Below are 23,608 nucleotides of genomic sequence, written 5' to 3' on the forward strand. Positions count from 1 at the left end.
GGTTGATCGCCAGGGCAGGCAGCGCCGGTCTGAACCGGCACTGCCATCAGGGTGGACTTAGTTCTTCTTGAATATCTGGTCGAAGGTGCCGCCATCGTCGAAATGCACCTTCTGGGCATTGCGCCAGCCACCGAACACCTCATCGACGGTAAACAGCTTCACCGCCGGGTACTGCGCCGCATACTTCTTGGCGACAGCAGCGTCCTGCGGACGCAGGTAGTTCTGAGCGGCGATCTCCTGGCCTTCCGGCGTCCACAGGAAGCGCAGGTACTCCTCGGCCACCTTGCGGGTGCCCTTCTTGTCGACCACCTTGTCAACGACGGTGACCGGCAGCTCGGCCCGGATCGACAGGCTGGGGTAGATCACCTCGAACTGGCCGCGGCCAAACTCGCGCGCAATCATTTCCGCCTCGTTCTCGAAGGTCAGCAGCACATCGCCGATCTGCCGTTGCATGAAGGTCGTGGTCGCCGCACGGCCGCCCGAGTCCAGCACCGGCACGTTCTTCAGGATGGTGCCGACAAATTCGGCCGCCTTTTGCGGGTTGCCGCCGGGCTGCTTCAGGGCGTAGCCCCAGGCAGCGAGGTAGCTGTAGCGACCATTGCCGGTGATCTTCGGGTTGGCCATCACCACCTGTACGCCAGGCTTGGCGAGGTCAGACCAGTCCTTGATGCCCTTGGGGTTGCCCTTGCGCACGATCAACACCTGCAAGGAGGTGAACGGCAAGCTGTTGTTGGGCAGGCGGCTCGCCCAGTTTTCCGGCACCAGCTTGGCCTTGTCGTACAAGGCATCGATATCCGGCGGCATGTTCATGGTGATCACGTCGGCTTCCAGCCCGTCGATCACCGCCCGCGCCTGCTTGCCCGAACCACCGTGCGACTGCTGTATGGTCAGGTCCACGCCTGTCTTGGCCTTGTAGGCCTTGATGAAAGCCGGGTTGAGGTCCTTGTAGAAGTCGCGCATCACGTCGTACGAGACGTTCAGCAGTTCAGGTCCGGCAAAGGCGGCAGCCGAAAGGCTGGCGGCCAGGGCGGTCGCGATCAGGCGGGTAAGCTTGGTCATGTAAGGGCAACTCCGGATGGAAGTTCTGAGTTCGACAGGATAACAGTCGACTTTATAGCCATTAAGAATGGTTAATTAAGAACTGAGAACGATCCCAGCTATAGCGGACCGCGCTCACCCGGCCCATTCAAGCCGGCGTGATACGCAACGCGAAACCCTCGCCCAGATAGCCATCCAGCGTGGCTTGCGGCAGATCCGCCGGCAACTCCAGTACCACGCTGGCCGGCGTCAGCTCAAAATGCCTGAGCATGCGGGAGAAGGTACTGCCGTGGGCTGTCTTCACATAGTCGAACAGGCGAGGATGGATGGGCAGCACCAGTGGTTCGCGCTGGCGGGCCACCGCGAAATGATTCAGCGCGTGGATCAAACGGCACAGGCGATCCAGCTTCAACAAGCCGTCCGATCCACTGGCCAGGCTGAACAGCTTCTCCGCCGGGAAAGGCTCGCCATCCGGGCCAAGCACACAGAGTTCGGCCCGCGCCAGCTTCGCGCCGCCCACCTCCACCTGCACATAGCGGCTGCGCAGCTCGCACTTGAAAAAGCGCCCCAGCACGCCACTCTCGTCCAGGCCCAGCGGAAAACCGGCCACCCACTGCGCTGGCAGACTGGCAATGCGCTCGCCCAGCTCTTGCTGTTCCTGCTCGTTCATACGGTACATCCCAAATAAACAAGCCCGGTCAAACCGGGCCTGGAAAAGATCGCACTGCGTCGACGACCTTACTTGTTCGGCTGCGGCGTGAGGCGCAAATAGGGCCGCAGAGCCCGATAACCCTTGGGAAAGCGACGCTGGATTTCCTCAGTATCGGTCAGGCTCGGCACGATCACCACCTCGTCGCCATCCTGCCAGTTGGCCGGTGTTGCCACCTTGTGATGGTCGGTCAGTTGCAGGGAGTCGATCACCCGCAGGATTTCATTGAAGTTGCGGCCGGTACTGGCAGGATAGGTCAGGGTCAGGCGGATCTTCTTGTCCGGGTCGATGATGAACACCGTCCGCACGGTCAGGTTGGCCAGCGAATTGGGATGGATCATGTCGTACAAGGTCGCCACCTTGCGGTCCGGGTCGGCCAGGATAGGGAAGTTGAGCTTCACCGACTGGGTCTCTTCGATATCCGCCACCCACTTGCCGTGCGATTCGAGACTATCGACCGACACCGCCAGCGCCTTGGCATTGCGACGCGCCAGTTCATCCTTGAGCTTGGCGGTGTAGCCAAGCTCGGTCGTGCATACCGGCGTGAAATCCGCGGGGTGAGAAAACAGCACCACCCAGTTGCTACCAGCCCACTCATGGAATTGGATCGGACCGTCGGTGGAATCCTGGGTGAAATCGGGGGCGATATCGCCGAGTCGCAAAGTCATGGCATGTCTCCTGGCCCAACGGCGCTCATCCGCGCCTGTCGCATTACTGGAAAAGGGCAGCAGCGTGAGTGGCGGGCTTCCCGGCCCCCGCACCCACGCCCCACCACGGTAGAACCTTATTTGCTGACGTAGATCTGGTCGAATACACCGCCGTCACCGAAGTGTGCCTTCTGCACCTTGGCCCAACCGCCGAATACATCATCGATGGTGAACAGGTTGACCTTGCCAAACTGCTTGGCGTACTTGGCGGAGATCGTCGGGTCGATGGGGCGGTAGTAGTTCTGGGCAGCGATTTCCTGGGCGGCCGGGCTATACAGGTACTCAAGGTAAGCCTGCGCCACCTTGGTGGTGCCATGCTTGGCCGCATTCTTATCCACGACCGCAACGGTCGGCTCAGCCAGGATGGAAACCGACGGCGTCACGATGTCGAACTTGTCCGGACCCAGCTCCTTGACCGACAGGTAGGCTTCGTTCTCCCAGGCAATCAGCACGTCGCCGATGCCACGTTCCACGAAGGTCACGGTCGAGCCGCGAGCACCGGTATCGAGCACCTTGACCTGCTTGTACAGCTTGCCCACATATTCCTTGGCCTTGGCTTCGCTACCGCCAGGCTGTTTCAGCGCCCAACCCCAGGCTGCCAGATAGTTCCAGCGAGCACCGCCCGAGGTCTTGGGGTTCGGCGTCACCACCTCGACACCCGGCTTGATCAGGTCCGGCCAATCCTTGATCTGCTTGGGATTACCCTTGCGTACCAGGAACACGATGGTCGATTGGTATGGTGCGCTGTTGTGCTGCAGGCGCTTTTGCCAGTCGGCCGGCAGGAGCTTGGCCTTCTCGCTGATTTCATCCACGTCGCCAGCCAGTGCCAGGGTAACCACGTCGGCTTCCAGCCCGTCGATCACCGAACGGGCCTGCTTGCCTGAGCCACCATGCGACTGCTTGATGGTGACATTGTCACCAGCCTTCTGCTTCCAGTACTGGGCGAAGGCCTTGTTGTAGTCCTGATAGAGCTCGCGGGTCGGGTCGTAGGAAACATTGAGCAGGCTGATATCCGCTGCCAGGGCAGACAACGGCAGCAGGGCAGCGGCAATCAGGGTGAAAACTTGCTTGCGGTACATGGAGACGCTCCGGTTGTTCGCTTCGATGGAGCGTACTGTAGCGACTCGATAAAATTCCTCAAATGAATTTGAAATTAATCCAATATTCCAATATTGAATAATGGTTTTTAGGCCGCAGCACGCCGCACTATGCAACATACCCGTCGGCACGTTACGTTTATAAACATCTCTATCATCTTGCTGTTATCAGCCCGATGATAAAATCTCGCAGCAGCGCAAGGGGCTTATGCAAGCCATTTCGCGTGCCATCCACTAACGTTCGAACTGTTACCCTGTCCCGAGGAATCACATGTCTCGCCGTCTTGTCTTCTGGCTGATCGGTGGCGGCCTAGTCGCCGTCGTCGCCTGGGCTGCCCTCAAACCTACCGGCCAGCAAGCCGACAAAGGTGGCGCAGGCCGGCCTACCGTCGTCACCCTGGTGGAAAGCAAGCAGCAGGATGTGCCCGTCCGCTACGAAGCCCAGGGCACCGTGACCGCCCTGAACTACGTCGAGCTTCGGCCGCAGGTAGCCAGCACCATCCGCGAAGTCCACTTGAAGGAAGGCCAGGACGTCCGCAAGGGCCAACTGCTGTTTACCCTGGACGGCCGCAACGATGTTACTAAGGTGGAACAGTCGAGCGCCGACCTCGCACAGGCCGAAGCGCAACTAGCCGACGCCGAGCGCAGCCTGATCCGCGCCCGGGAGCTGCTGCGGCAAAATTTCGTCTCCCAGAGCGCCGTCGATACCGCCCAGTCCACGGCCGAGAGCTTCCGCGCCAGCGTCGCCGCCAAGAAGGCCGCGCTGGGTTCAGCCAAGGTCGGCCTGAGCTACCAGACATTGAGTGCACCGTTCGCCGGCCGCGCCGGCGCGATCGACGTCCATCCCGGCTCGCTGGTACAACCAGGCAGCACGGCCCCGCTGCTGACGCTGACCCAGCTCGATCCGATCGCCATCAGCTTCACCCTGCCGCAGCACGAACTGCCACGCCTGCTCGCCGCCCAGCAAAGCGGCAAGATTCCGGCCTTCGCCCTGCAGGATCAGGACAAGCCCATCAACGGCACCCTGACCTTCATCGACAATACGGTCGATGCCGCCAGCGGTACCGTCCGGCTCAAGGCGGAATTCCCCAACCCCAAACACCAGCTCTGGCCCGGCGCCTTCGTACGGGTAGCGGTCGATCTCGGCATCGAGAAGAACGCCGTGATCCTGCCGGTCGGCGCCCTGCAGACCGGCCCGGAGCAACAGTTCGTCTATCTGGTCGGCGCCGACCAGACCGTCCAGCCACGTCCGATCAGCCTGACTCGGGTCTTCACCCAGGATGGCAAGCAATACGGCGTCGTGGCCGGACTCGACGCCGGCAAGAAGGTCGTGGCGGAAGGCGGCCAGAACCTGCGTCCCAGGGACAAGGTGACCGAGGCCAAGCCGAGCGCCGGAAAAGCCGGGAAATCGGCCCCGGCCGACAGCAAGCCCGCCGCCTGATCAGCACCTGATGCTCGCCTGAATACGTTCCCGTGCCTTGCCTGGCCGGAACTGCTTGCAAGAAGACCGGCCCCAGATCCACCCGGCAACCGAGCGCCCTGACCGGCTGCCACAGCCCGAACTGACTGCCATGCACCTATCCGAACTCTGTATCCGTCGTCCGGTCATGACCACCCTGCTGTCGATATCGGTGGTCATGCTGGGCCTGTTCGCCTATCGGCAACTGCCGATTTCGGCCCTGCCCTCGTTCGACACACCGACGATCAACGTCTCGGCCAACCTGCCCGGCGCCTCGCCCGAGACCATGGCAGCCTCGGTGGCCACCGTGCTGGAGAAGCAGTTCTCGACCATCGCTGGCCTCAACACCATCACCTCCACTTCCTCGCAGGGTTCGACCTCGATCACGCTGGAATTCGCCGACGGGCGCGATATCGACAAGGCCTCGGTCGATGTCCAGGCCGCCCTCTTGCGCGCACAGCGCGCCCTGCCGGACGACATGACCAGCCCGCCGGCCTATCGCAAGGTCAATCCGGCCGACCAGCCGGTGCTGCTGATCGGCCTGACCTCGCCCTCGCTGTCGCTGTCCGACCTGAACGACTTCGCCGACAACCTGATCTCGCCCAACCTCTCCACCATCGACGGCGTGGCGCAGGTCAATATCTTCGGCCCCAAGAAATTCGCCGTTCGCATCAATGTCGATCCGGACAAACTTTCGGCCGTCAACCTGACGCTGGAAGATGTCAGCACCGCCATTCGCAACGCCAACGCCAACTCGCCAGTCGGCTCGCTCGACGGTCAGCGCCAGACCCTGATCATCGAGGCCAACAAGCAGATGCGGACCGCGGCCGAGTTCCGCGAGCAGGTCATCGCCTCGTACAACGGCGCCCCGGTCCGGCTGCGCGATATCGCCCGCGTCGAAGACAGTGTCGAAACCGTCTATTCCGGGGCCTGGATCCAGGGTGAGCGCGGCATTGTCATGGCCATCCAGCGCCAGCCGGATGCCAACACCGTCGCGGTGGTCGACAAGATCAAGGCCATCCTGCCCAAGCTCGCCGCGCAGATGCCCAACTCGATCAAGATCATCCAGGTCAATGATCGGTCCATGTCCATCCGGGAATCCATCCACGATGTGAACTTCACCCTGCTGCTGACCGTCGGCCTCGTGGTCATGGTGATCTTCCTGTTCCTGCGCCGCGCCAGCGCCACCCTGATCCCGACCGTCACGCTGCCGATTTCGCTGATCTCGACCTTCGCGCTGATGGCCTGGCTCGGCCACTCGCTGAACAACATCTCGCTGCTCGGCATCACCCTGGCCGTCGGCCTGGTGGTGGACGACGCTATCGTGGTTCTGGAAAACATCGTCCGCTACCTCGAAGAAGGCATGAAGCCCTTCGACGCCGCCATCAAGGGCGCCCGCGAAGTCGGATTCACCATCGTCTCGATCTCGCTGTCGCTGGTGGCGGTCTTCATCCCCATCTTCTTCATGCCCGGCGTCATCGGCCTGCTGTTCCATGAATTCGCGGTGGTCGTCTCGCTGGCCATCATCGTCTCTGGTATCTCCTCGCTGACGCTGATCCCCATGTTGTGCGCCTACTTCCTGACACCGGAAAAGCACGACGATCCCGGCCACCCCATCAGCAATATGTTCGAACGCGGCTTCAATGCCACACTGGGCGCCTACCGCGATACGCTGGAGATCGCACTGCGGCACCGCCCCTTCATGCTCATGGTCGCCGTGAGCACCGTGGCGCTGACAGCCTGGTTCATCGTCATCAGTCCCAAGGGCTTCTTCCCCGAGGAAGACATCGGCCAGATCCAGGTCAGCACCGAAGCCGCGCTCGATATCGCCTACCCCGCCATGCAGGATCTGCAGCGTCAGGCCGAGGCCCGCGTGCGCGCCAACCCCAACGTGGCCTTCCTGGTGTCCAGCCTCGGCGGCGGCAACGCCGGCCGCATGTTCATCACGCTCAAGCCTAAGGACCAGCGCCCCAAGATGGCCGCCGTGGTGGAGAGTCTGCGCAAGTCGGTCGCCGGCATTCCCGGTCTCAAGGTCTACTTCAACCCGGTGCAGAACCTGCGCCTGGGCGGACGTCAATCCAAGAGCCGCTACCAGTACACCCTGCAAAGCGTAAAGGCCGACGAACTCAACAGCTGGGCCGAGAAGCTCACCAACGCCATGCGCGAGGACCCGCAATTGCGCGATGTCGCGACCGACTCGCAACTGAACGGCCTGCAGGCCAGCATCAAGGTAGACCGCGACCGCGCCGCTGCGCTCGGCATCGACATGCAGAACCTGCGTGACACACTTTACGCCGCCTTCGGCGACCGCCAGGTCGGCACCATCTATACGCCGATCTCCGACTACGCCGTCATCATGCGGCTGGATGAGATGTACCGGACCGACGAAACCGCCTTCGACCGGCTCAAGCTACGCAACAAGACCGGTGAACTGGTCCCGCTGAAGGCCTTCGCCAGCGTGGTACGGACCGCAGGCCCGACCTCGATCAACCACCAGGGGCAGCTGCAGGCGATCACGATCTCCTTCAATCTTGCGCCGGGTGCCGTCCTGGGCGACGCCATCAAGCGGATCGAGGCCAAGAAGGTTGAACTGCGCATGCCGGGCTCGGTGATCACCAGCCTGGGGGGTGACGCCGCGGTCTTCCAGCAGAGCCAGAACAGCCAGACCGCCTTGCTGATCCTGGCCATTGCGGTGATCTACGTGCTGCTGGGCGTACTCTACGAGAGCTATATCCATCCGATCACCATCCTGGCCGGCATTCCCTCGGCCGCAGTGGGCGCCCTCCTGACCCTGCGCCTGTTCAATGTCGACCTGACCCTGATCGCGGTGATCGGCATCCTGCTGCTGATCGGGATCGTCAAGAAGAACGCCATCATGATGATCGACTTCGCGATCGAGGCGCGGCGCAATGGCGAGACCGATCCGGTCAAGGCCATCCGCGAAGCCTGCCTGCTACGCTTCCGCCCGATCATGATGACGACGTTGGCCGCCATGATGGGTGCGGTACCGATCGCCCTGGGCCTGGGTGCCGGCGCCGAGCTGCGCCAGCCACTGGGCCTCGCCGTGGTCGGTGGCCTCCTGTTCTCGCAGTTGATCACGCTCTACATCACGCCGGTACTCTACTTGTTCTTCGACGGCCTGCAGGAACGCTTCAAGCGCCGCAAGTCACCCGCCGCCTGATCGCGGCAATCGGCAAGCAGAAGGGCCGGCACCTCACGGTGCCGGCCCTTTTCCGTACTACAGCAAAATCAGTCTACCCGCAGGTCTTACCAGGCAAACTTGATGGTGTACTTACCATTGGTCGCGCCAGTACCACCCGAGTAGTAGATCACCTTCACATAACGGCTGGAGGTGGTGCTACCGGTGTTGGTGACCGAAGCGGCATCGACCTTGCCGGCGCTCAGTTCGCTCTTGGCGAGCTGCGTGCTGCTGGCGTTGTAGATATACAGGTCATAGTCGGCAGTGCTGCTGCCCGGGGTCATGGTCGCGGTCAGCGTCTTGCCGGCAGGCAGGTCAACCTTGAACCAGTCGGCGTCGCTGCTGCTTGCCATGGTGGCGTTCAGCGTAGCCGGTGCAGCAACAGCGTTGGCGGTAGCCAGCGTGTTGTTGGACTCGGTTTCGCTACCAGCTGGTGGCTGGGTGGTACCCAGCGCAGCCTGGACGGCGGCATAGGCGTCAAGCATACCAGCGCCACAACCACTACACGAAGCCACGAACGGACGAGCCGACGATTTCAGCAGGCTCTCCACTTGGTCAGGTGTCAGCGAAGGCTTGGCCGCAATCATCAGCGCGGCAACGCCGGCTACGTGCGGGGTAGCCATCGAAGTGCCCTGGTAGTAGGCGTAGCTGTCCGCACCCGGGGCCGATGCACCGGCATTCAGGGTGGACAGGATGCCATTGGCGCTACCGGAGCTCTGATCACCACCAGGGCCGGCGATATCGACCAGCGTGCCGAAGTTCGAGTAATAGGCACGCGCACCGGTCTTGCCGTAGGCAGCCACCGCCACCACGCCCGAACAGTTGGCCGGGCTGGAGTTGCTGACGTTCTGGCTCTCGTTACCGGCTGCCACGATCACCACCGTGCCATTGGCACGAGCAGTGTTGATGGCATTCTGCGAGGTCGAATCACAAGCACCACCGCCACCCAGCGACATATTGATGACGCGTGCCGGATTGGGGTTGGCAGGGATGCCGCTGACCGTACCACCCGAGGCCCAGATCATGGCATCAGCGATGTCGGAGGTGTAGCCACCGCACTTGCCCAGTACGCGGACCGGCAGCACCTTGGCGTTGTAGGCGATGCCCGCCACGCCCGTGCCGTTGTTAGTCACGGCTGCAATGGTGCCCGCCACGTGCGTACCGTGCCAGCTGGAGGTGCTGGCCGGCTCGCCGGAAGCACATTCATTGGCAGCGGTGGCATCGCCCGGATCCTTGGCATCGCTATCGCGACCGTTGCCATCGTTGGAGATGGTCGTGTCAGCGATCATGTCGTAACCACCGACAATATTGGCCGCGAGGTCGGCATGCGGACGGTAGCCGGTATCGATCACCGCCACCACCACGCCGGCACCGGTCGACAGATCCCAGGCAGCCGGCGCATTGATACCGGCCGTGCTGTTTTGCAGATCCCACTGATCAGCCCAGCGGGGATCATTGGGCGCTGCTGCCATGGCATGCATGATGCGGTCAGGCTCGGCGTACTCGACATTCGGATCGCTCTTGGCGATCTGGGCCGCCATATTGGCCACATCCTTGAGGGCATAGCGACGATCCAGCTTCCAGACCTGGGTGCCAAGACCACCAGCGCGCAGGAACTTCACATTGCCGCCGAACGGACTGACGACACCCTGCACCTGGCTTTGACGCTGCGCCTGGACGGTAGCCTGCGCCGAAGCGCCACTGACACTGGCCGCCTGGGCGGGCGTCACGCCGCTGTCACGATACTTCACGATAATCCGGTCGGTATCGAGGATAGGCTGGGTTGCCGAACTACCCACTTGCGCAGCCATACCGCTACCGGCCGCCAAGGCCAGAGCGACGGCAACACTGCCCTGCTTCAACAGGAACATCCACTCATTGTTGCTTCTCATCTCTATATTGCTCCGTTTGTAATGCTTACTTCGCGCCGGGGCTCCACCGACGCTGGATGTAAACCACCCACCGTCCCCCGCAGGTACGGGGGACAGAGGGAGAGCCAGGGGGGTTCGGTCGAAGTCAGCCGGAAGCGGGATGCGCCGGCAGTTGCGGATCAGCGATACGGAGTGGTGACGCCGGCACGGACGGCCAGCGGCAGGGGGAGTTGCAAGCGTTAACAAACCAGGACATGCCTTACCCTCCGACTGCAAGAAAGGCAAAAAACCCTCCTCGCCGTAACGAAAACGGTGCGCCGGAATCTATGGTCCCGGTGGCGTGAACAGCAGTGATACTCAGGGGAAGCAACCCACGCAGCGGTGAGGATTCACGCGGTGGGATATGCCGGTATTGCCGGCAGGTGCTGAGGCAATTTAGCCATATTTGTACGTCATAACAATATAATTTGTAGTCGATGTTGCCTTACTACAACACTGCTGAAAACCCGACTTGCAGTGTGAAAAGTCAGCCTCGCCAGGATACCTTGATCCACTGCCCGCGTAGCACCACATGGCAGGCCAGACGGGGTAGCTCCCCCCCCTCCGGGAGGCTCTCCGCAAGCCGCTGCTGCTCGCTCAGCAATCCCTTACGTGCCAGCACATTGCGCTCCTTGCCGACCATCACCACCGGCGCGCGCTCGGACTCGGGTCGCGTCAGGTGTACCAGGCAGGCACCACAGGTGCCCTGGCCACAACGCCAGTACAGCGGCAGCAGGCCATCCCGAGCCAGCTCGCGCACGGCATCGATCAGCAGGCTGCCTTCGCCTGCCTCGAATTCAAGCGGTGCCGACATGCCGCCACCCTGCAATATCAAACGCGTCATGGCTGCTATGGAACGCCAGCTTGGCCCTCCTGGCAAGTCCGCTTGCCGCATGGGCATTATCGGCGCCTGTGATAGAGTCGGGCTCATGCTGCAATGCCACACCCGATGCCCATGAAACGACTACTACCCGCCCTGCTGTTCAGCCTTTGCACCACGCTCAGCCACGCCGCACTCGAGTACGACATGAACCTCGCCCGGGAGGCCGCCCGCACCGGCAAGCTGGATCAGCTGGTCGAGATCAGCGGTCGTACCGATGGCACCGCGCTGGAGATGTACCCACGCTACTGGCTACTGACCGCGCAGATCGACCAGTTGCCCGAGAGTCAGGTACTGGATTTCCTCGATCGCTACGCCGGCAGCGTGATGGCTGACCGCTTGCGGGCCGACTGGCTGAAAAGCCTGGGCAAACGGGGCAGCTGGGCGCTGTTCGAACGGGAATGGCCACGCCTGATCCAGTGGGAAACCGGCAGCGAGCTGCACTGCTATCGGCTGCAGCTCGCAGCGATACGCGGTGACAAAGCCATGCTGCTGCGCGAAGGCCGACCGCTCTGGTTCAACCCCAAAGGACTGTCGGATGCCTGCGCCCCGGTCTTTGACGGCTTGTTCGCTAGCGGACAGCTCAGCAACGACGACGCCTGGGCCCGCGTGCGGCTCGCCCTTGAAGCCAACAATCCCGACTTTGCGGCGCAACTGCTGCCGCGCCTGAACAACCCCGCCGGCATCGATGCCAAGAAGATCAAGACCATCGCCACCCGTCCAGACAAGGGTATTGCCAGCCTGGCACTGGTCACTCGCGGCGGTCGCGAACTGGCCCTGTTTGCCATCGAGCGTGCCGCCCGGGCCGACCTGGATGCAGGCCCCGCCTTGCTGGACAAGGTCGCCAGCAGGCTGACCGAAGCGGACCGTCGCCACGCCTGGCGACAACTGGCCTATCAGGCCGCCCGCAAGCTCGACGACCGGGCGCTGAGCTGGTTCGCCAAGGGCGACTCCCTGGCCGAGCTCGATGACGACGACAGGGAGTGGTATGTCCGGTCTGCCCTGCGTGCCGGTGACTGGCAGGCGGTCGGCAACGGTATCGACGCCATGGGCGACGAGACCCGCCGTCTGGCCCCCTGGCGCTACTGGCAGGCCCGTTCGCTGCAACAGGCCGGTCAGGCCTTGGAAGCCAGCAAGCGCTTTGTCGAGCTGGCCGGTGAGCATCATTTCTACGGCTTGCTGGCACGCGAAGAACTGGGACCGGTCGCCGACCTGACCGCCGGCCGCTACAAGCCCAATGCCGAAGAATTACAGGCAGCGCGCGCCGTGCCGGCCGTTCAGCGCGCACTGGCGCTCAACACGCTCAACTGGCGCATCGAAGCCAACCGCGAATGGAACTGGGCCATGCGGGGCCTCAGCGACCGTCAATTACTGGCGGCAGCTGAAGTCGCCCGCCAGGCCAACTGGTATGACCGCGCGATCTACTCGGCCGAACGGACGCGTGAACTGCATGACTTCAGCCTGCGCTTCCTGGCCCCCTACCGCGATGTGACCCAGAGCTACGCCCGCGATATGAACCTCGACGAGGCCTGGACCTACGGCCTGATCCGGCAGGAAAGCCGCTTTGTCAGCGTGGCCCGCTCAGGCGTCGGCGCACAGGGCCTGATGCAGCTAATGCCTGCCACCGCCCGCTGGGTCGCCAAGAAGATGGGCGTCAGCTACAACCCGGTGTCGGTCAACGAGATCGGCACCAACGTGCAGCTCGGCACCTTCTACCTCAAGCACGTCCTGGAAAGCCTGAACAACCAGCCGGTACTGGCCACCGCCGCCTATAACGCCGGCCCGGGCCGTGCCCGGGCCTGGAAAGCCGCGCGCCCCCTGGAGGGTGCCGTGTACGCGGAAAGCATTCCCTTCAGCGAGACCCGTGACTATGTGAAGAAGGTCATGGCCAACGCGGTTTACTACGCGCAGGCCTTCGGCAAGGGTGAAACCTCACTGAAACGCCGCCTGGGCGTCATCCCAGCCAAGGGCGGCAGCGAACCGGCTGCCGAAGACCTGCCCTGATCGCAGCGACGGATGGTGGCGACCACGGGGCTTAGCGACTAGAACTAACTACACCCTGTAAGCCCCGGTATGCCCCATGCCCATCTCTTGCTCGTCCTCTATCCTGATCCTTGGCGGCACCGGCTTTGTCGGCAACGCCCTGGCGGCACAATTGGCACGCCGCGGCTACACGGTGACCCTGCCCTGCCGGGACCGGGAGCGGGTACGCGAAGACCTGATCCTGTTGCCCGGCATCACGGTCCTCGAAGCGGACATCCATGACCCCGAGGTGCTGGCGGTCCTGCTACCGGGCCATGCAGCCGCCATCAACCTGGTCGGCATCCTGCAGGGCACGCCCGCCGCCTTTCGCCACGCCCACGTTGAGCTCACCGCAAAACTGATCAACGCCTGCCGCGAGGCCGGCGTCCACCGTTACCTGCACATGAGCGCGCTGGGTGCCGACACGGCTGGCACCTCCAGTTATCTGCGCAGCAAGGGCGAGGCCGAAGCCCTGGTCAAGGCCAGCCCGCTCGACTGGACGATCTTTCGCCCCTCCCTGATCTTCGGCCAGGGACGCTGCTTCGTCAGCCTGTTCGCCAACCTGCTCAAGCTCACCCCGGTCGTGCCGCTGGCCGGCGCCCAGGCGCGCATGCAGCCAGTCTGGGTGGAGGATGTCAGCCGCGCGTTCCAGGCGGCACTCGACGACGACCGATTGATCCGGCAATCGCTCAATCTGGTGGGCCCCAAGGTCTACACCTTGCAGCAACTAGTCAGCCATATCGGCGCCGCCACCGGCAGGCCTCGTCCCATCTTTGGGCTGCCTGATTGGCTGGCGCGGCTGCAAGCCGGGGCGATGCGCCTGCTCCCCAATCCGCCGCTGACGCGTGACAATCTCGACAGTCTCAAGACCGACAGCGTCGACCCGGCAGGCTTTCCGACCGCACTGGGCTGGTCACCCACCGCCCTGGAAGCCATTCTTCCCATCCTGCTGGCCGGAGGCCGCCCACGGGACCGCTACCTGGCGCTGCGCCGTCGTAGCGGAGGCTGAGACAAGTCGACGCCCGTCCCAGACCAGCCGACCGAACCAAACGCCGACCACCCAGTCAGACCGCCATGCAACTGATCATCGGTAACAAAGCCTATTCGTCCTGGTCGCTACGACCCTGGATATTGCTCAAGCATTTCGGGATTCCCTTCGAGGAAGTGCTGGTGCCGCTGTATGAGCCCGGCAGCGCGGAAACCCTGCTCAAGCACGCCCCGACCGGCAAGGTGCCCAGCCTGCTGGACGGCGCCATCCAGGTCTGGGAGTCGCTGGCGATCTGCGAATACCTGGCCGAGCAGTTTCCCGACCGCCCCTTCTGGCCGCGCGATAGCGCCCAGCGCGCCGAGGCGCGCGCCCTGGCCGCCGAAATGCACGCCGGCTTTGCCGCGCTACGTCAGCACTACCCGATGAACGTCCGGCGCCTGGTCAGCCCACGGCCCCACCCGCCGGAGGTCGAACGCGACATTACCCGCTTCGCCGCACTGGTCGAAAGCCTGCGGGTACGCTACGCCAGTGCCGGCCCCTTCCTGATGGGCGAGTTCGGCATTGTCGATGCGATGTACCTGCCGGTCGCCGCCCGCTGCCGGACCTACTCGCTGACCCTGCCAGCCCGCACCCAGGCCTGGATCAACCAGGTGCTGGACCTGCCCGACGTGCGCGAGTGGTACCAAGCCGCAGCGGCCGAGCCCTGGATACTGGCCGGCAACGAACCGGCCGGTGATTGACCCCGGCGATGCCCTGGCTGCGCTGGGCTCAAGGCGCACCTGGTGCCTTGGCTTCGTCTCCGACCTGGTCGGACTCGAACAGCCCCTCCAGTTCCGCCATCGCGTCGCGTGCGGTCTGCAGCAACTGGGTCTCGTCGTGTTGCACCGCCGTCTGCCGCTCCAGCAGCGCCTCGTCATGACGACGGAAGGTGTCCAGCAGCTCGCGGGCGATGCCAGGCGCGATACCCAGCCCCTGCAGGACTCCGCCGGCCATCTCCAGGCTGGACGCAAAGGTTTCCCGCGTCACCACCTGCACACCCAGGTCGCGTAGCCGGTAGTAGTGGAAACGGTTACGGGCACGGGCATAGATCAGCAGGTGCGGGAAATGCGCCCGCACCGTCTGGGCGGTCTTGATCGAGGCCTCGACATCATCGATGGCGAGCACGAATACCTCGGCCTGTGCCGCCCCGGCCGCCCGCAGCAGGTCCAGTCGCGATGCATCCCCATAGTGAATCCGGTTGCCAAAGCGCCGCACGAAGTCCACCTGCTCGAAATTCGCCTCCAGCACGGTGGCTGATATCTTACGCATGCGTAGCACCCGCGCCACGATCTGGCCGAAGCGGCCAAAGCCCGCAATGATGACCCGATGGCTTTCCGACTCGATCCGGTCGTACTCGCGCTTCTCGCCGGCTTCCAGCCGCGGTGCGATCAAGCGTCCATGCAGGCTGATCAGCAGCGGCGTCAGCGCCATCGAGAGCGTCACCACCATCGCCAGCAGGTCGGCCGTGGCCTCGTCCATCAGTTGCTGGCCAGCAGCCAGGGTCAGTAGCACGAAGGCGAACTCACCACCCTGCGACAGGTAGATGGCAAAACGCCGCCTGGCCCTGCCCTCCATGCCCGATAGCCGGCCGATCACATACAGCACCCCCATCTTGACCAGCACCAGGCCCAGCGCCAGCAGCAGGACCTGCACCGGATGGGCCTTCAAGAGGCCCAGATTGGCCGCCATGCCCACCGCCACGAAGAACAGGCCCAGCAGTACGCCCTTGAACGGCTCGATATTGGCTTCCAGCTCATGCCGGAACTCCGAATCCGCCAGCAGCACGCCGGCGAGGAAGGCCCCCAGCGACATGCTGAGTCCGGCCGCTTCCATGCCCCAGGAGGTCGCCATCACGATCAGCAGCGTGGCCATCACGAACAGCTCGTGATTATTGGTCCGCGCCACCCGGCGCAGCACCTTGCGCGACAGCAGGCGCCCACCCAGCACCACACCCACCACCGCCGCGATCGACACCCAGGCCGGTGGCCGGTGCGCCGCAACGGCATCGGGCGACAGCAGCGGCAGGATGGCCAGCAGCGGAATCACCGCCAGATCCTGGAACAGCAGGACCGCAAAGCCGTCCCGACCGTGCCGGGTAGTCAACTGCTGCTTCTCGGCCAGTAGCTGCAGCACGAAGGCCGTGGAAGACAGCGACAGCGCCAGGCCGGCCACCGTGGCCGCCAGTGGCGGCAATCCCAGACCCCAGGCGATCAGGCCCAGCACCAGGCTGCTGAGCAGCACCTGGGCCCCGCCAAGGCCAAATACCACCCGACGCAGCACCCACAGGCGCGAAGGCTGCAACTCCAGGCCGATGATGAACAGCAGCAGCACCACACCGAACTCGGTGGTGTGCAATATGGCCTCGGGCTGGTCGATAAGACCCAGCCCCCAGGGGCCGATCGCCACCCCGGCCGCGAGATAGCCCAGGACCGAAGCCAGGCCAAAGCGCTTGAGCAGGGGAACGGCGACGACGGCGGAGGCAAGCAGCACCACGCCTTGCGAAAGCAGAGACATAAAGGACCAGACCCGAAGCAGATAGCGCCGATAATGGCATGCAGGCCGGTTCGCTGTGAACCCATGCCGTCGCGAACTGGCAATAAAAAACCCCGCCGCAGCGGGGTTTTCCTGGTAGCTGTAAAGCTCAAGGAAGGCTGAGAGTCCACCACTCGCTTGAGTGTGGCCCTCTCGCGACGCCTCCTTAGGCGTTTACGGCATCCTTCAGGGCCTTGAGGGCGCTGAAAGCAGGCGACTTGCGCGCAGCGATCTGGATCGCTTCGCCAGTCTTGGGGTTACGGCCGGTCTTCGCAGCCTTGGCCTTGACGGAGAACTTGCCGACGCCTGGCAGCACAGCTTCTTCGCCCTTGGCCAGGGTGTCACGCAGTGCGTCGCCCAACGCGTCGACAAAAGCTTCGGTTACGGTCTTCGGTTGTTGGGTGCGCTCTGCAAGCGCGTCGATCAGCTCTTTTTTGGTCCGCATAGGAATCTCTCAGAAAGGATGTCTTGGGAAAGCCCTGTTGGGCTTGGTGCGCATCGAACCACGCTTTGCCGCTGAAGGCAACAGCCCCAGGCCTCGATGATCAGCGCGAACCCTAACCCAGAGCGGTGCAGCAACACAATACTTAACGTGCAGATACTGCCCCAAAAAGCTTGGCCTGCGCGGCTCTGACCACACAAATCGGGTCAGAATCGGGCAGGCCTGCCGGGGTCAGTCAGCGAAAATGACCTGGTCGCGGCCGCTGTTCTTGGCCCGGTACATGGCCTCGTCGGCACGGATCAGCATGGAGTGGCCATTCTCTTCCGGCTTGAGCTCCGCCACGCCGGTCGAGAAACGGATGTCGATATGCTGGCTGTGATGGAAGAACGGCGTCTTGGCGTTCACCTGGCGCAGGCGATCGATGAAGAAGCGCGCACCATTGAGGTCGGTCTCGGGCAGCAGGATCAGGAACTCCTCGCCACCGTAACGCACCAGTACATCGCTTTCGCGCAGCACCGCCTTTGCAATGGCGGCAAAGTGCATCAGCACCTTGTCACCGACCAGATGACCAAAGCGATCGTTGACCTGCTTGAACTCGTCAAGGTCGAGGATACCGACCGTCAGCGAATGGGCCGCCCGGCGCGCGCGCTTGACCTCGCGTGTCAGCAGATGCTCCAGCCCCTGCCGGTTCAGGGCGCCGGTCAGCGGGTCCTGTTCCAGCGTCTTGCGGTTGATGGCGAGATCCGACTGGATCTTGTCCATCGTGGACTTGAGCTCCTGCAGGTCACGGTGCGAAGCCGACACCGTCTGGCGTACCGTACCGGTCGATTCGATCAGGGTGTTGAGTACCTGCTCCAACGTGTGCGGGTCGCTGCTGCTACGCAGGGTATTGAGCGACTTGTCCATGACCTCGCTGCCGCGCAGCAGATCCTCCAGCAGCGTCTCCGAGGTCTCGCTCATGCCGTCCAGCACGTCAGAAACCCGGAACAGCACCTGGTAGGCGCTTTTCAGTTCTTCATCGCTCTTGTCTGTCGGTGACTTGATCGCGGCAATAGCGTTGTAGAATTTGGTGTAGTTTTCTGGCGTGGGCGGCAGACCCAGCTCGGCAAGGCGCTTGAGCGCGATGCGGGCGATGTCCGACGGCGTCAATGTGGGAGATTGCGGTGGCGTCATCGAGCGTTCGTTCATTATCGTCAATCACTTATGTTACCAGAGCTTCGTAGCTGCGGCAGTCCGCTTCAGTTGCGCAAGCGCGAAATCGACTGAAGCAAACACGGTATGCACATACACATTCTCGGCATTTGCGGCACATTCATGGGCGGTATCGCCCAACTGGCTCGCGCCAGTGGCCACACCGTTACCGGCTGCGATGCCAATGTCTACCCACCCATGAGTACCCAGCTCGAAGCGGCCGGTATTCAACTCATTGAAGGCTACTCGCCCGAACAGATCAAACTCAATGCCCATATTTACGTTATCGGCAACGTAGTGACGCGCGGTAATCCGCTGATGGAGGCCATCCTCGACGCCGGCCTGCCCTATATTTCCGGGCCGCAATGGCTGGCTGAGAATGTCCTGCAAAATCCCGCCCATCCCTTGTGGGTGCTGGCTGTCGCCGGCACGCATGGCAAGACCACCACCAGCGCCATGCTGGCCTGGATACTCGAATATGCCGGCATGGCGCCCGGCTTCCTGGTCGGTGGCGTGCCGGAGAATTTCGGCATCTCCGCCCGCCTGCCTGGCGAACCGCGACAGGAAAAAGGCGGTCGCTCGCCGTTCTTCGTCATCGAAGCCGACGAATACGACACGGCTTTCTTCGACAAGCGCTCCAAGTTCGTGCACTACCGCCCCCGCACCGCCATCCTCAACAATCTCGAATTCGACCACGCCGACATCTTTGCCGACCTGGCCGCGATCGAGACCCAGTTCCATCACCTGGTCCGCACCGTACCTGGCCAGGGCCTGATCGTCGCCAACGGTCGCGAGGAAAGCCTGCAGCGCGTCCTCAAGCGCGGCTGCTGGTCCAGCGTGGCACCTTTCGGCGGCGATAGCGGCTGGCAGGCCGGTACTGTCCATGACGACGGCTTTGACGTGCTGCTGGACGGCAAGTTGCAAGGCCGGCTGCAATGGTCCTTGCTGGGCGAGCACAACCAGCTCAACGCCCTCGCTGCACTGGCTGCGGCCCGTCATGTCGGCGTGTCCACCGAAGTCGGCATCGCCGCCCTGGCTGAGTTCCGCAACGTCAAGCGACGCATGGAAGTACGCGGCGTGGCCGGCGGCATCACCGTCTACGATGACTTCGCCCACCACCCGACCGCCATCGCCACCACCGTCGCAGGCCTGCGTCGCAAGGTCGGGCAGGCCCGCATCCTGGCGGTACTGGAACCGCGCTCCAACACCATGAAACTCGGCACCATGAAGGAAGCCCTGCCCGGCAGCCTCAAGGACGCCGACCGGGTTTATTGCTATGGCGCCAAGCTCGGCTGGAATCCGGCCGAAGCACTGGCCCCGCTGGGCGATATCGCCGAAAGCCACGATCAGCTGGCAACCCTGGTAGCTGCGGTCAAGCGCGACGCCCGGCCCGGTGACCACGTACTGGTCATGAGCAATGGTGGTTTCGAGGGTGTACACCAGAAGCTGCTTGACGCATTCTCTGTCTGACAGAAGGGCGGCCATGACCGCCCCCTCTTCAGAGTAGACGCGCATCCACCACCAGCGGCAACAGGAGGAGTTCGAGCATGCAGAACAACGAGGCGCTGATACTGAAGCTGATTCAGTCTGTCCGGCTGTTCGGCGGCTTCACCCAGGACGAAGCCCGCCTGTTCCTCGCCGCCTGCCAGTTCGAGCAGCATCCGGCCGGTAAACGCCTCCTGAGCGAAGGCGAGGACGGCAGCGAACTGTACGTACTGCTGTCCGGCAGCGTGAGCGTGCGCCGCTTTGGCGGCATCAGCGAACACGAACTCACCCGCCTGGGCCCCGGCGAAACCTTTGGTGAACTGGCCCTGGTCGACTTCGGCTGGCGCTCCGCCAGCATCGAGACCCTGGAAGACGTCAGGGTGCTGGTCTTCAAGCGTGCCAGCCTGAGCCGCTTGCCGACACTGGAATCCAAGCTCTATCGCAACCTCGCCATCCTGCTCGCCGGTCGCCTGCGCGAAACCGACGCCAAGCTCACCGAGCTGGTCGAGCATAGCGCCGAGAAGGAAGCCTACGAAAAGCTGGCGCAGGACACGCGCAGGACGTTACCTAGCTAGGCACACGGGTGTATCGTTAAGCGTTCCGTGACTGCCGCTACTCCCTTTGCAGGAGGTAGAAACGCCGTTATCGCTCCGCCACCACCAGCGCCGCATTCAAGGCGTCATCCGGCACCAGATCCGTTGCCTCCCGCCACCAGGCTTCGGCCACCGGCGGCTGTCGCAAATCCACCGCCTGCCCCATCCGTGGCGTGCTGATCGCCACGCCCTGGGCACGCGCCAATGCGGTGATCCGCTCGAAGGGTTCGAACCAGTTGTGCAAGGCCAGATCGAAAGTGCCGTTGTGAATGGGTAGCAGCCAGCGCCCACGCAGGTCCAGGTGCGCCCGCAGGCTTTCCTCGGGCTGCATGTGCACGTCCGGCCACTGCGGGTCATAGGCGCCGGTCTCGACCAGCGTCACGTCAAACGGGCCATAGCGGTCACCAATGGCCTTGAAGCCATCAAAGTAGCCGCTATCGCCGCTGAAAAACACCTTCAGTCCCTCGCTCTGGATCACCCAGGAGGACCATAAGGTCCCGTTACCGTTGAACAGGCCACGACCCGAGAAATGCTGGGCAGGCGTCGCCACCAGCTGCAGGCCAGCGACCCGTGTCATCTGCCACCAGTCCAGCTGCTGCACCTTGTCGGCCGCCACGCCCCAGGCGATCAAGATATCGCCCACCCCCAGCGGGGTCACGAAATGCTTCACCTTGTCCGCCAGCGCCAGCACCGCAGCCTTGTCGAGGTGATCGTAATGGTCGTGCGACAGGATCACGCCTTCGATCTCCGGCAGTTCGGCAATGCTGATCGGTGGCTGATGGAAACGCTTGGGGCCAGCCCAGCTGAATGGCGAGGCACGTTCGGAGAACACCGGGTCCGTCAGCCAGAAGCGGCCCTGCAGTTTCAACAGCAAGGTCGAATGGCCCAAACGAAACAGGCTGTTGTCGGCTGCCGCCAGGAGCTGTTCCCGGCTCAGCGCCTGCACCGGGATGGCCTGCACCGGCGAGGCCTCGGCAGGCTTGTCAAAGATCATGCGCTTGATGATGCCCAGCGCCCCGCCCAGGCCATGCGTACGCATCCTGGCCAGGTTACGAAACTTGCCGCGCTGGAACTGAACGGAATGAGGGTAGCGCGGGGTGGCGCAGACAGAAGAGGCGGAACCGGCCATGACGTAGAACTCCAGCGGTAAGAGACAAATAGGGCGGTACATCGAACCACCCGCCAGCGTGGACTCCGTCCCCCGTCGGTGGTTCAACACAATAATTACACTACACAGTGTAGTTTTGTAAAAACAAAAAGTAAACTACCCAGTGTAGAATTAAGGTGTTGCTACTTATTCCCTACCCATGCCCAACGCGCCTCGCCTCACCGACCAGAAACGCCAGGCCATCATTGACGCCGCGATCGCCGAGTTCCGTCAGGGTGGCTTCCAGAGCACCAGCATGGACCAGGTCGCGGCGCGTGCCGAAGTCTCCAAGCGCACGGTCTACAACCATTTCCCGAGCAAGGACGCCCTGTTTGCCGAGATATTGATGCAGCTCTGGCAGCGCAGCATGAGCGTGGCCGAGCTGGCCTACAGCCCTGTGCGCCCCATCCGGGAACAGTTGCTGGAGCTCGTTGGGTACAAGCTCGAACTGCTGGCCGATGCCAGCTTCCTCGACCTGGCCCGAGTCGCCATCGCCGAAGCCATCCACGCCCCCGAACGGGCCCAGTCCATGATCGCCCGCTTCGGCGAGAAGGAAGAAGGTGCCCTGACCTGGCTACGCGCCGCCCAGGTCGACGGCCGCCTGGACATCCCCGATCCGGTCTTCGCCGCCCATCAATTGCAAGGCCTCATCAAGTCCTTCGCCTTCTGGCCCCAGATCGCCCTGGGCCAGGCCCTGCCGACCGCCGCGGAGCGCGAACAGATCGCCATCAGCTCGGTAGACATGTTCCTGGCGTATTACGCTCCACGCACAACCAAATAGATGCGTACTAGAAAACAGAAAAGCGGCCTTTAGGCCGCTTTTCTGTCGTACCAATTGAGCTATCGCTTCCAAGAGCCAACGCAAATACTCTCCACGGAGCACCCAGGTCCCCGTGAGCGCCGTTGAGCATCGCAGCGACCTGCGGGGTAGTCCGGGGAACATTGTCTGAGCCGGCTTGCCGGCGAGTTTCGCTCTCCGGCCGCAGGGCGCGAGAAGCGCAAGGAACCCGCGTAGCGGGCGGCGCTGTCAGGGTCGCCTTTCTTTGCTTCCTTTCCCGGCGACGCGGTACGTCAGGTGAAAGGGAGGCGGCCGCGGGACGCACTCCCGCTCCAACCTGCGCAAAGCGCAGATCTGCGGCGTAAGCCGCTAAAACAAGCAGACTGCTACCTTGCTAAGCGCCAGGCAATGCGTGCTGCCACCTTCGCCGTCACCCCATCCCGATCAAACGCCGGATTGAGCTCCGCAATATCCGCCACCATCAACTTCCCGGTCGCCTTGGCCGCATCGATCAGCGCCTCCACCACCGGCAGCTCGACCCCATAGGGCGCAGGCGCCGACACCCCTGGCGCCACGCCGGCCGGCAGGACATCCAGGCACACCGTCAGGTACAGCCAATCCACCTGGTCGGCAAAGAAGGCCAGAGTATCAAGCAGGTTCTCCAGATTGTCGCGATGACAATCCTCATCGCCACGCCATTGCACACCCAGCTCGCGCGCGCGGTGGAACAGCGCCTCGGTATTGGCGGGCTCGGAGATGCCGTACACCAGATAGTTGAACGAGGTATTGTTCGCCGCGCAGGCCTCGGCAATCTGCCGGAACGGCGTACCGGAGCTGGCCCGGTCCCCGGCTCGCAGATCGAAATGCGCATCGAGATTGATGATGCCGATACGGGGCGGCCTATCCATCAGCTCGGCATGCCGGGCCAGGCCCAGGAAACTGCCGTAAGCCATTTCATGCCCGCCCCCCAGCACCAGCGGCATATGTCCGCCATGCAGCAGATGGGCCACCTGCCGTCCCAGCTCCGCCTGCGCCGCCTCCAGCTCATCGGCGGCACAACTCACGGTACCGGCGTCATAAACATGCGCGTCGTGGTGCCATGCCAAGTTGGCCAGCGCCTTGCGGATTGCCAGCGGCCCCTCCTTCGCCCCCGGCCGACCCTGATTGCGGTTGACGCCCGCATCGCAGGCGAAACCCAATAGCGCTACACCCGGCACCGCCTCATCGTGCAGTACCTGCACCCGCTCATGCCAGCGTCGCGCCAGGGCGCCCTCTTCCGAATCCAGTCGGCCCTGCCAGACACTCATATCTGCCGATTCATGCATCACCACTCACTTTATCGTTATGAATCTTGTTGCCGGCCGCCTTATCCAGGCCATCCTTACCCTCGCA

General features: G+C 63.2%; 19 protein-coding genes. 8 read left to right on the forward strand and 11 right to left on the reverse strand.

The genetic code is table 11. The features are described from left to right. Positions 1–57 precede the first annotated feature (57 nt). The 4 genes from ACYVHK_RS24225 to ACYVHK_RS24240 all read right to left on the reverse strand — a co-directional run bounded on the left by ACYVHK_RS24225 (position 58) and on the right by ACYVHK_RS24240 (position 3,533). Complete coding sequence (locus ACYVHK_RS24225; RefSeq protein ID WP_460537563.1) at positions 58–1,059, reverse strand: sulfate ABC transporter substrate-binding protein; 1,002 nt, start codon at positions 1,057–1,059, stop codon at positions 58–60. A gap of 127 nt (positions 1,060–1,186) precedes the next feature. Continuing rightward, on the reverse strand, positions 1,187–1,708 hold the full coding sequence (locus ACYVHK_RS24230; protein ID WP_460537565.1) for a hypothetical protein: 522 nt from the start codon (positions 1,706–1,708) through the stop codon (positions 1,187–1,189). A gap of 68 nt (positions 1,709–1,776) precedes the next feature. After that, positions 1,777–2,415 (reverse strand): peroxiredoxin, encoded by a 639-nt coding sequence (locus tag ACYVHK_RS24235; RefSeq protein ID WP_460537567.1) that lies wholly within the window; start codon positions 2,413–2,415, stop codon positions 1,777–1,779. Between the two features lie 116 nt (positions 2,416–2,531). Beyond that, on the reverse strand, positions 2,532–3,533 hold the full coding sequence (locus tag ACYVHK_RS24240; RefSeq protein ID WP_460537569.1) for a sulfate ABC transporter substrate-binding protein: 1,002 nt from the start codon (positions 3,531–3,533) through the stop codon (positions 2,532–2,534). 289 nt (positions 3,534–3,822) lie between these two features. On the opposite strand from ACYVHK_RS24240, the gene ACYVHK_RS24245 reads away from it, so the two are divergent. Beyond that, positions 3,823–4,992, forward strand: a complete 1,170-nt coding sequence (locus ACYVHK_RS24245; RefSeq protein ID WP_460537571.1) for an efflux RND transporter periplasmic adaptor subunit — start codon at positions 3,823–3,825, stop codon at positions 4,990–4,992. A 130-nt stretch (positions 4,993–5,122) separates the two neighbouring features. After that, positions 5,123–8,191 (forward strand): efflux RND transporter permease subunit, encoded by a 3,069-nt coding sequence (locus ACYVHK_RS24250; RefSeq protein WP_460537573.1) that lies wholly within the window; start codon positions 5,123–5,125, stop codon positions 8,189–8,191. A gap of 86 nt (positions 8,192–8,277) precedes the next feature. Here the strand turns inward: ACYVHK_RS24250 and ACYVHK_RS24255 are convergent, their stop codons facing one another. Both ACYVHK_RS24255 and ACYVHK_RS24260 read right to left on the reverse strand, forming a co-directional pair. After that, entirely contained in the window at positions 8,278–10,101 is a 1,824-nt protein-coding gene (locus tag ACYVHK_RS24255) for a S8 family peptidase (RefSeq protein WP_460537575.1), read from the reverse strand. A 505-nt stretch (positions 10,102–10,606) separates the two neighbouring features. Continuing rightward, entirely contained in the window at positions 10,607–10,963 is a 357-nt protein-coding gene (locus ACYVHK_RS24260; RefSeq protein ID WP_460537577.1) for a 2Fe-2S iron-sulfur cluster-binding protein, read from the reverse strand. Positions 10,964–11,074: 111 nt separating this feature from the next. Between ACYVHK_RS24260 and ACYVHK_RS24265 the strand changes: the two genes are divergently transcribed. From ACYVHK_RS24265 to ACYVHK_RS24275, 3 genes are all read left to right on the forward strand, one after another. Further along, entirely contained in the window at positions 11,075–13,003 is a 1,929-nt protein-coding gene (locus ACYVHK_RS24265) for a lytic transglycosylase domain-containing protein (protein ID WP_460537579.1), read from the forward strand. A 76-nt stretch (positions 13,004–13,079) separates the two neighbouring features. Continuing rightward, complete coding sequence (locus ACYVHK_RS24270; RefSeq protein WP_460537581.1) at positions 13,080–14,030, forward strand: complex I NDUFA9 subunit family protein; 951 nt, start codon at positions 13,080–13,082, stop codon at positions 14,028–14,030. Between the two features lie 65 nt (positions 14,031–14,095). Beyond that, a complete protein-coding gene (locus ACYVHK_RS24275) occupies positions 14,096–14,749 on the forward strand; it encodes a glutathione S-transferase family protein (RefSeq protein ID WP_460537583.1) in 654 nt (217 codons plus the stop codon). 28 nt (positions 14,750–14,777) lie between these two features. Here the strand turns inward: ACYVHK_RS24275 and ACYVHK_RS24280 are convergent, their stop codons facing one another. The 3 genes from ACYVHK_RS24280 to ACYVHK_RS24290 form a co-directional block, all read right to left on the reverse strand. Next, positions 14,778–16,562, reverse strand: a complete 1,785-nt coding sequence (locus ACYVHK_RS24280; RefSeq protein ID WP_460537585.1) for a monovalent cation:proton antiporter-2 (CPA2) family protein — start codon at positions 16,560–16,562, stop codon at positions 14,778–14,780. A gap of 184 nt (positions 16,563–16,746) precedes the next feature. Then, positions 16,747–17,025, reverse strand: a complete 279-nt coding sequence (locus ACYVHK_RS24285; protein WP_460537587.1) for an HU family DNA-binding protein — start codon at positions 17,023–17,025, stop codon at positions 16,747–16,749. A 228-nt stretch (positions 17,026–17,253) separates the two neighbouring features. Beyond that, positions 17,254–18,210 carry a GGDEF domain-containing protein gene (locus tag ACYVHK_RS24290; RefSeq protein ID WP_460537589.1) on the reverse strand — a complete coding sequence of 319 codons (957 nt, stop codon included), beginning with the start codon at positions 18,208–18,210 and terminating at the stop codon, positions 17,254–17,256. Positions 18,211–18,300: 90 nt separating this feature from the next. Here ACYVHK_RS24290 and mpl point away from each other — a divergent pair, with 90 nt between their 5' ends. Then, positions 18,301–19,683 (forward strand): UDP-N-acetylmuramate:L-alanyl-gamma-D-glutamyl-meso-diaminopimelate ligase, encoded by a 1,383-nt coding sequence (gene mpl, locus ACYVHK_RS24295; protein WP_460537591.1) that lies wholly within the window; start codon positions 18,301–18,303, stop codon positions 19,681–19,683. A 77-nt stretch (positions 19,684–19,760) separates the two neighbouring features. Continuing rightward, entirely contained in the window at positions 19,761–20,273 is a 513-nt protein-coding gene (locus ACYVHK_RS24300; RefSeq protein ID WP_460537593.1) for a Crp/Fnr family transcriptional regulator, read from the forward strand. A gap of 67 nt (positions 20,274–20,340) precedes the next feature. Here ACYVHK_RS24300 and ACYVHK_RS24305 read toward each other — a convergent pair whose 3' ends face one another. Beyond that, positions 20,341–21,462, reverse strand: coding sequence for an MBL fold metallo-hydrolase (locus tag ACYVHK_RS24305; RefSeq protein WP_460537595.1), 1,122 nt, complete (start codon positions 21,460–21,462; stop codon positions 20,341–20,343). A gap of 136 nt (positions 21,463–21,598) precedes the next feature. Here ACYVHK_RS24305 and ACYVHK_RS24310 point away from each other — a divergent pair, with 136 nt between their 5' ends. After that, positions 21,599–22,219, forward strand: a complete 621-nt coding sequence (locus tag ACYVHK_RS24310; protein WP_460537597.1) for a TetR/AcrR family transcriptional regulator — start codon at positions 21,599–21,601, stop codon at positions 22,217–22,219. A 383-nt stretch (positions 22,220–22,602) separates the two neighbouring features. Here the strand turns inward: ACYVHK_RS24310 and hutG are convergent, their stop codons facing one another. Next, a complete protein-coding gene (gene hutG / locus ACYVHK_RS24315; RefSeq protein ID WP_460537599.1) occupies positions 22,603–23,523 on the reverse strand; it encodes a formimidoylglutamase in 921 nt (306 codons plus the stop codon). Positions 23,524–23,608: the final 85 nt, after the last annotated feature.

It is taken from the genome of Chitinimonas naiadis (assembly GCF_054780835.1).

Coding starts and splice junctions, on each gene's coding strand:
- ACYVHK_RS24225 (WP_460537563.1), bottom strand. CDS start 1,059: ATGACCAAGCTTACCCGCCTGATCGCGACCGCCCTGGCCGCCAGCCTT.
- ACYVHK_RS24230 (WP_460537565.1), bottom strand. CDS start 1,708: ATGAACGAGCAGGAACAGCAAGAGCTGGGCGAGCGCATTGCCAGTCTG.
- ACYVHK_RS24235 (WP_460537567.1), bottom strand. CDS start 2,415: ATGACTTTGCGACTCGGCGATATCGCCCCCGATTTCACCCAGGATTCC.
- ACYVHK_RS24240 (WP_460537569.1), bottom strand. CDS start 3,533: ATGTACCGCAAGCAAGTTTTCACCCTGATTGCCGCTGCCCTGCTGCCG.
- ACYVHK_RS24245 (WP_460537571.1), top strand. CDS start 3,823: ATGTCTCGCCGTCTTGTCTTCTGGCTGATCGGTGGCGGCCTAGTCGCC.
- ACYVHK_RS24250 (WP_460537573.1), top strand. CDS start 5,123: ATGCACCTATCCGAACTCTGTATCCGTCGTCCGGTCATGACCACCCTG.
- ACYVHK_RS24255 (WP_460537575.1), bottom strand. CDS start 10,101: ATGAGAAGCAACAATGAGTGGATGTTCCTGTTGAAGCAGGGCAGTGTT.
- ACYVHK_RS24260 (WP_460537577.1), bottom strand. CDS start 10,963: ATGACGCGTTTGATATTGCAGGGTGGCGGCATGTCGGCACCGCTTGAA.
- ACYVHK_RS24265 (WP_460537579.1), top strand. CDS start 11,075: ATGAAACGACTACTACCCGCCCTGCTGTTCAGCCTTTGCACCACGCTC.
- ACYVHK_RS24270 (WP_460537581.1), top strand. CDS start 13,080: ATGCCCATCTCTTGCTCGTCCTCTATCCTGATCCTTGGCGGCACCGGC.
- ACYVHK_RS24275 (WP_460537583.1), top strand. CDS start 14,096: ATGCAACTGATCATCGGTAACAAAGCCTATTCGTCCTGGTCGCTACGA.
- ACYVHK_RS24280 (WP_460537585.1), bottom strand. CDS start 16,562: ATGTCTCTGCTTTCGCAAGGCGTGGTGCTGCTTGCCTCCGCCGTCGTC.
- ACYVHK_RS24285 (WP_460537587.1), bottom strand. CDS start 17,025: ATGCGGACCAAAAAAGAGCTGATCGACGCGCTTGCAGAGCGCACCCAA.
- ACYVHK_RS24290 (WP_460537589.1), bottom strand. CDS start 18,210: ATGAACGAACGCTCGATGACGCCACCGCAATCTCCCACATTGACGCCG.
- mpl (WP_460537591.1), top strand. CDS start 18,301: ATGCACATACACATTCTCGGCATTTGCGGCACATTCATGGGCGGTATC.
- ACYVHK_RS24300 (WP_460537593.1), top strand. CDS start 19,761: ATGCAGAACAACGAGGCGCTGATACTGAAGCTGATTCAGTCTGTCCGG.
- ACYVHK_RS24305 (WP_460537595.1), bottom strand. CDS start 21,462: ATGTACCGCCCTATTTGTCTCTTACCGCTGGAGTTCTACGTCATGGCC.
- ACYVHK_RS24310 (WP_460537597.1), top strand. CDS start 21,599: ATGCCCAACGCGCCTCGCCTCACCGACCAGAAACGCCAGGCCATCATT.
- hutG (WP_460537599.1), bottom strand. CDS start 23,523: ATGAGTGTCTGGCAGGGCCGACTGGATTCGGAAGAGGGCGCCCTGGCG.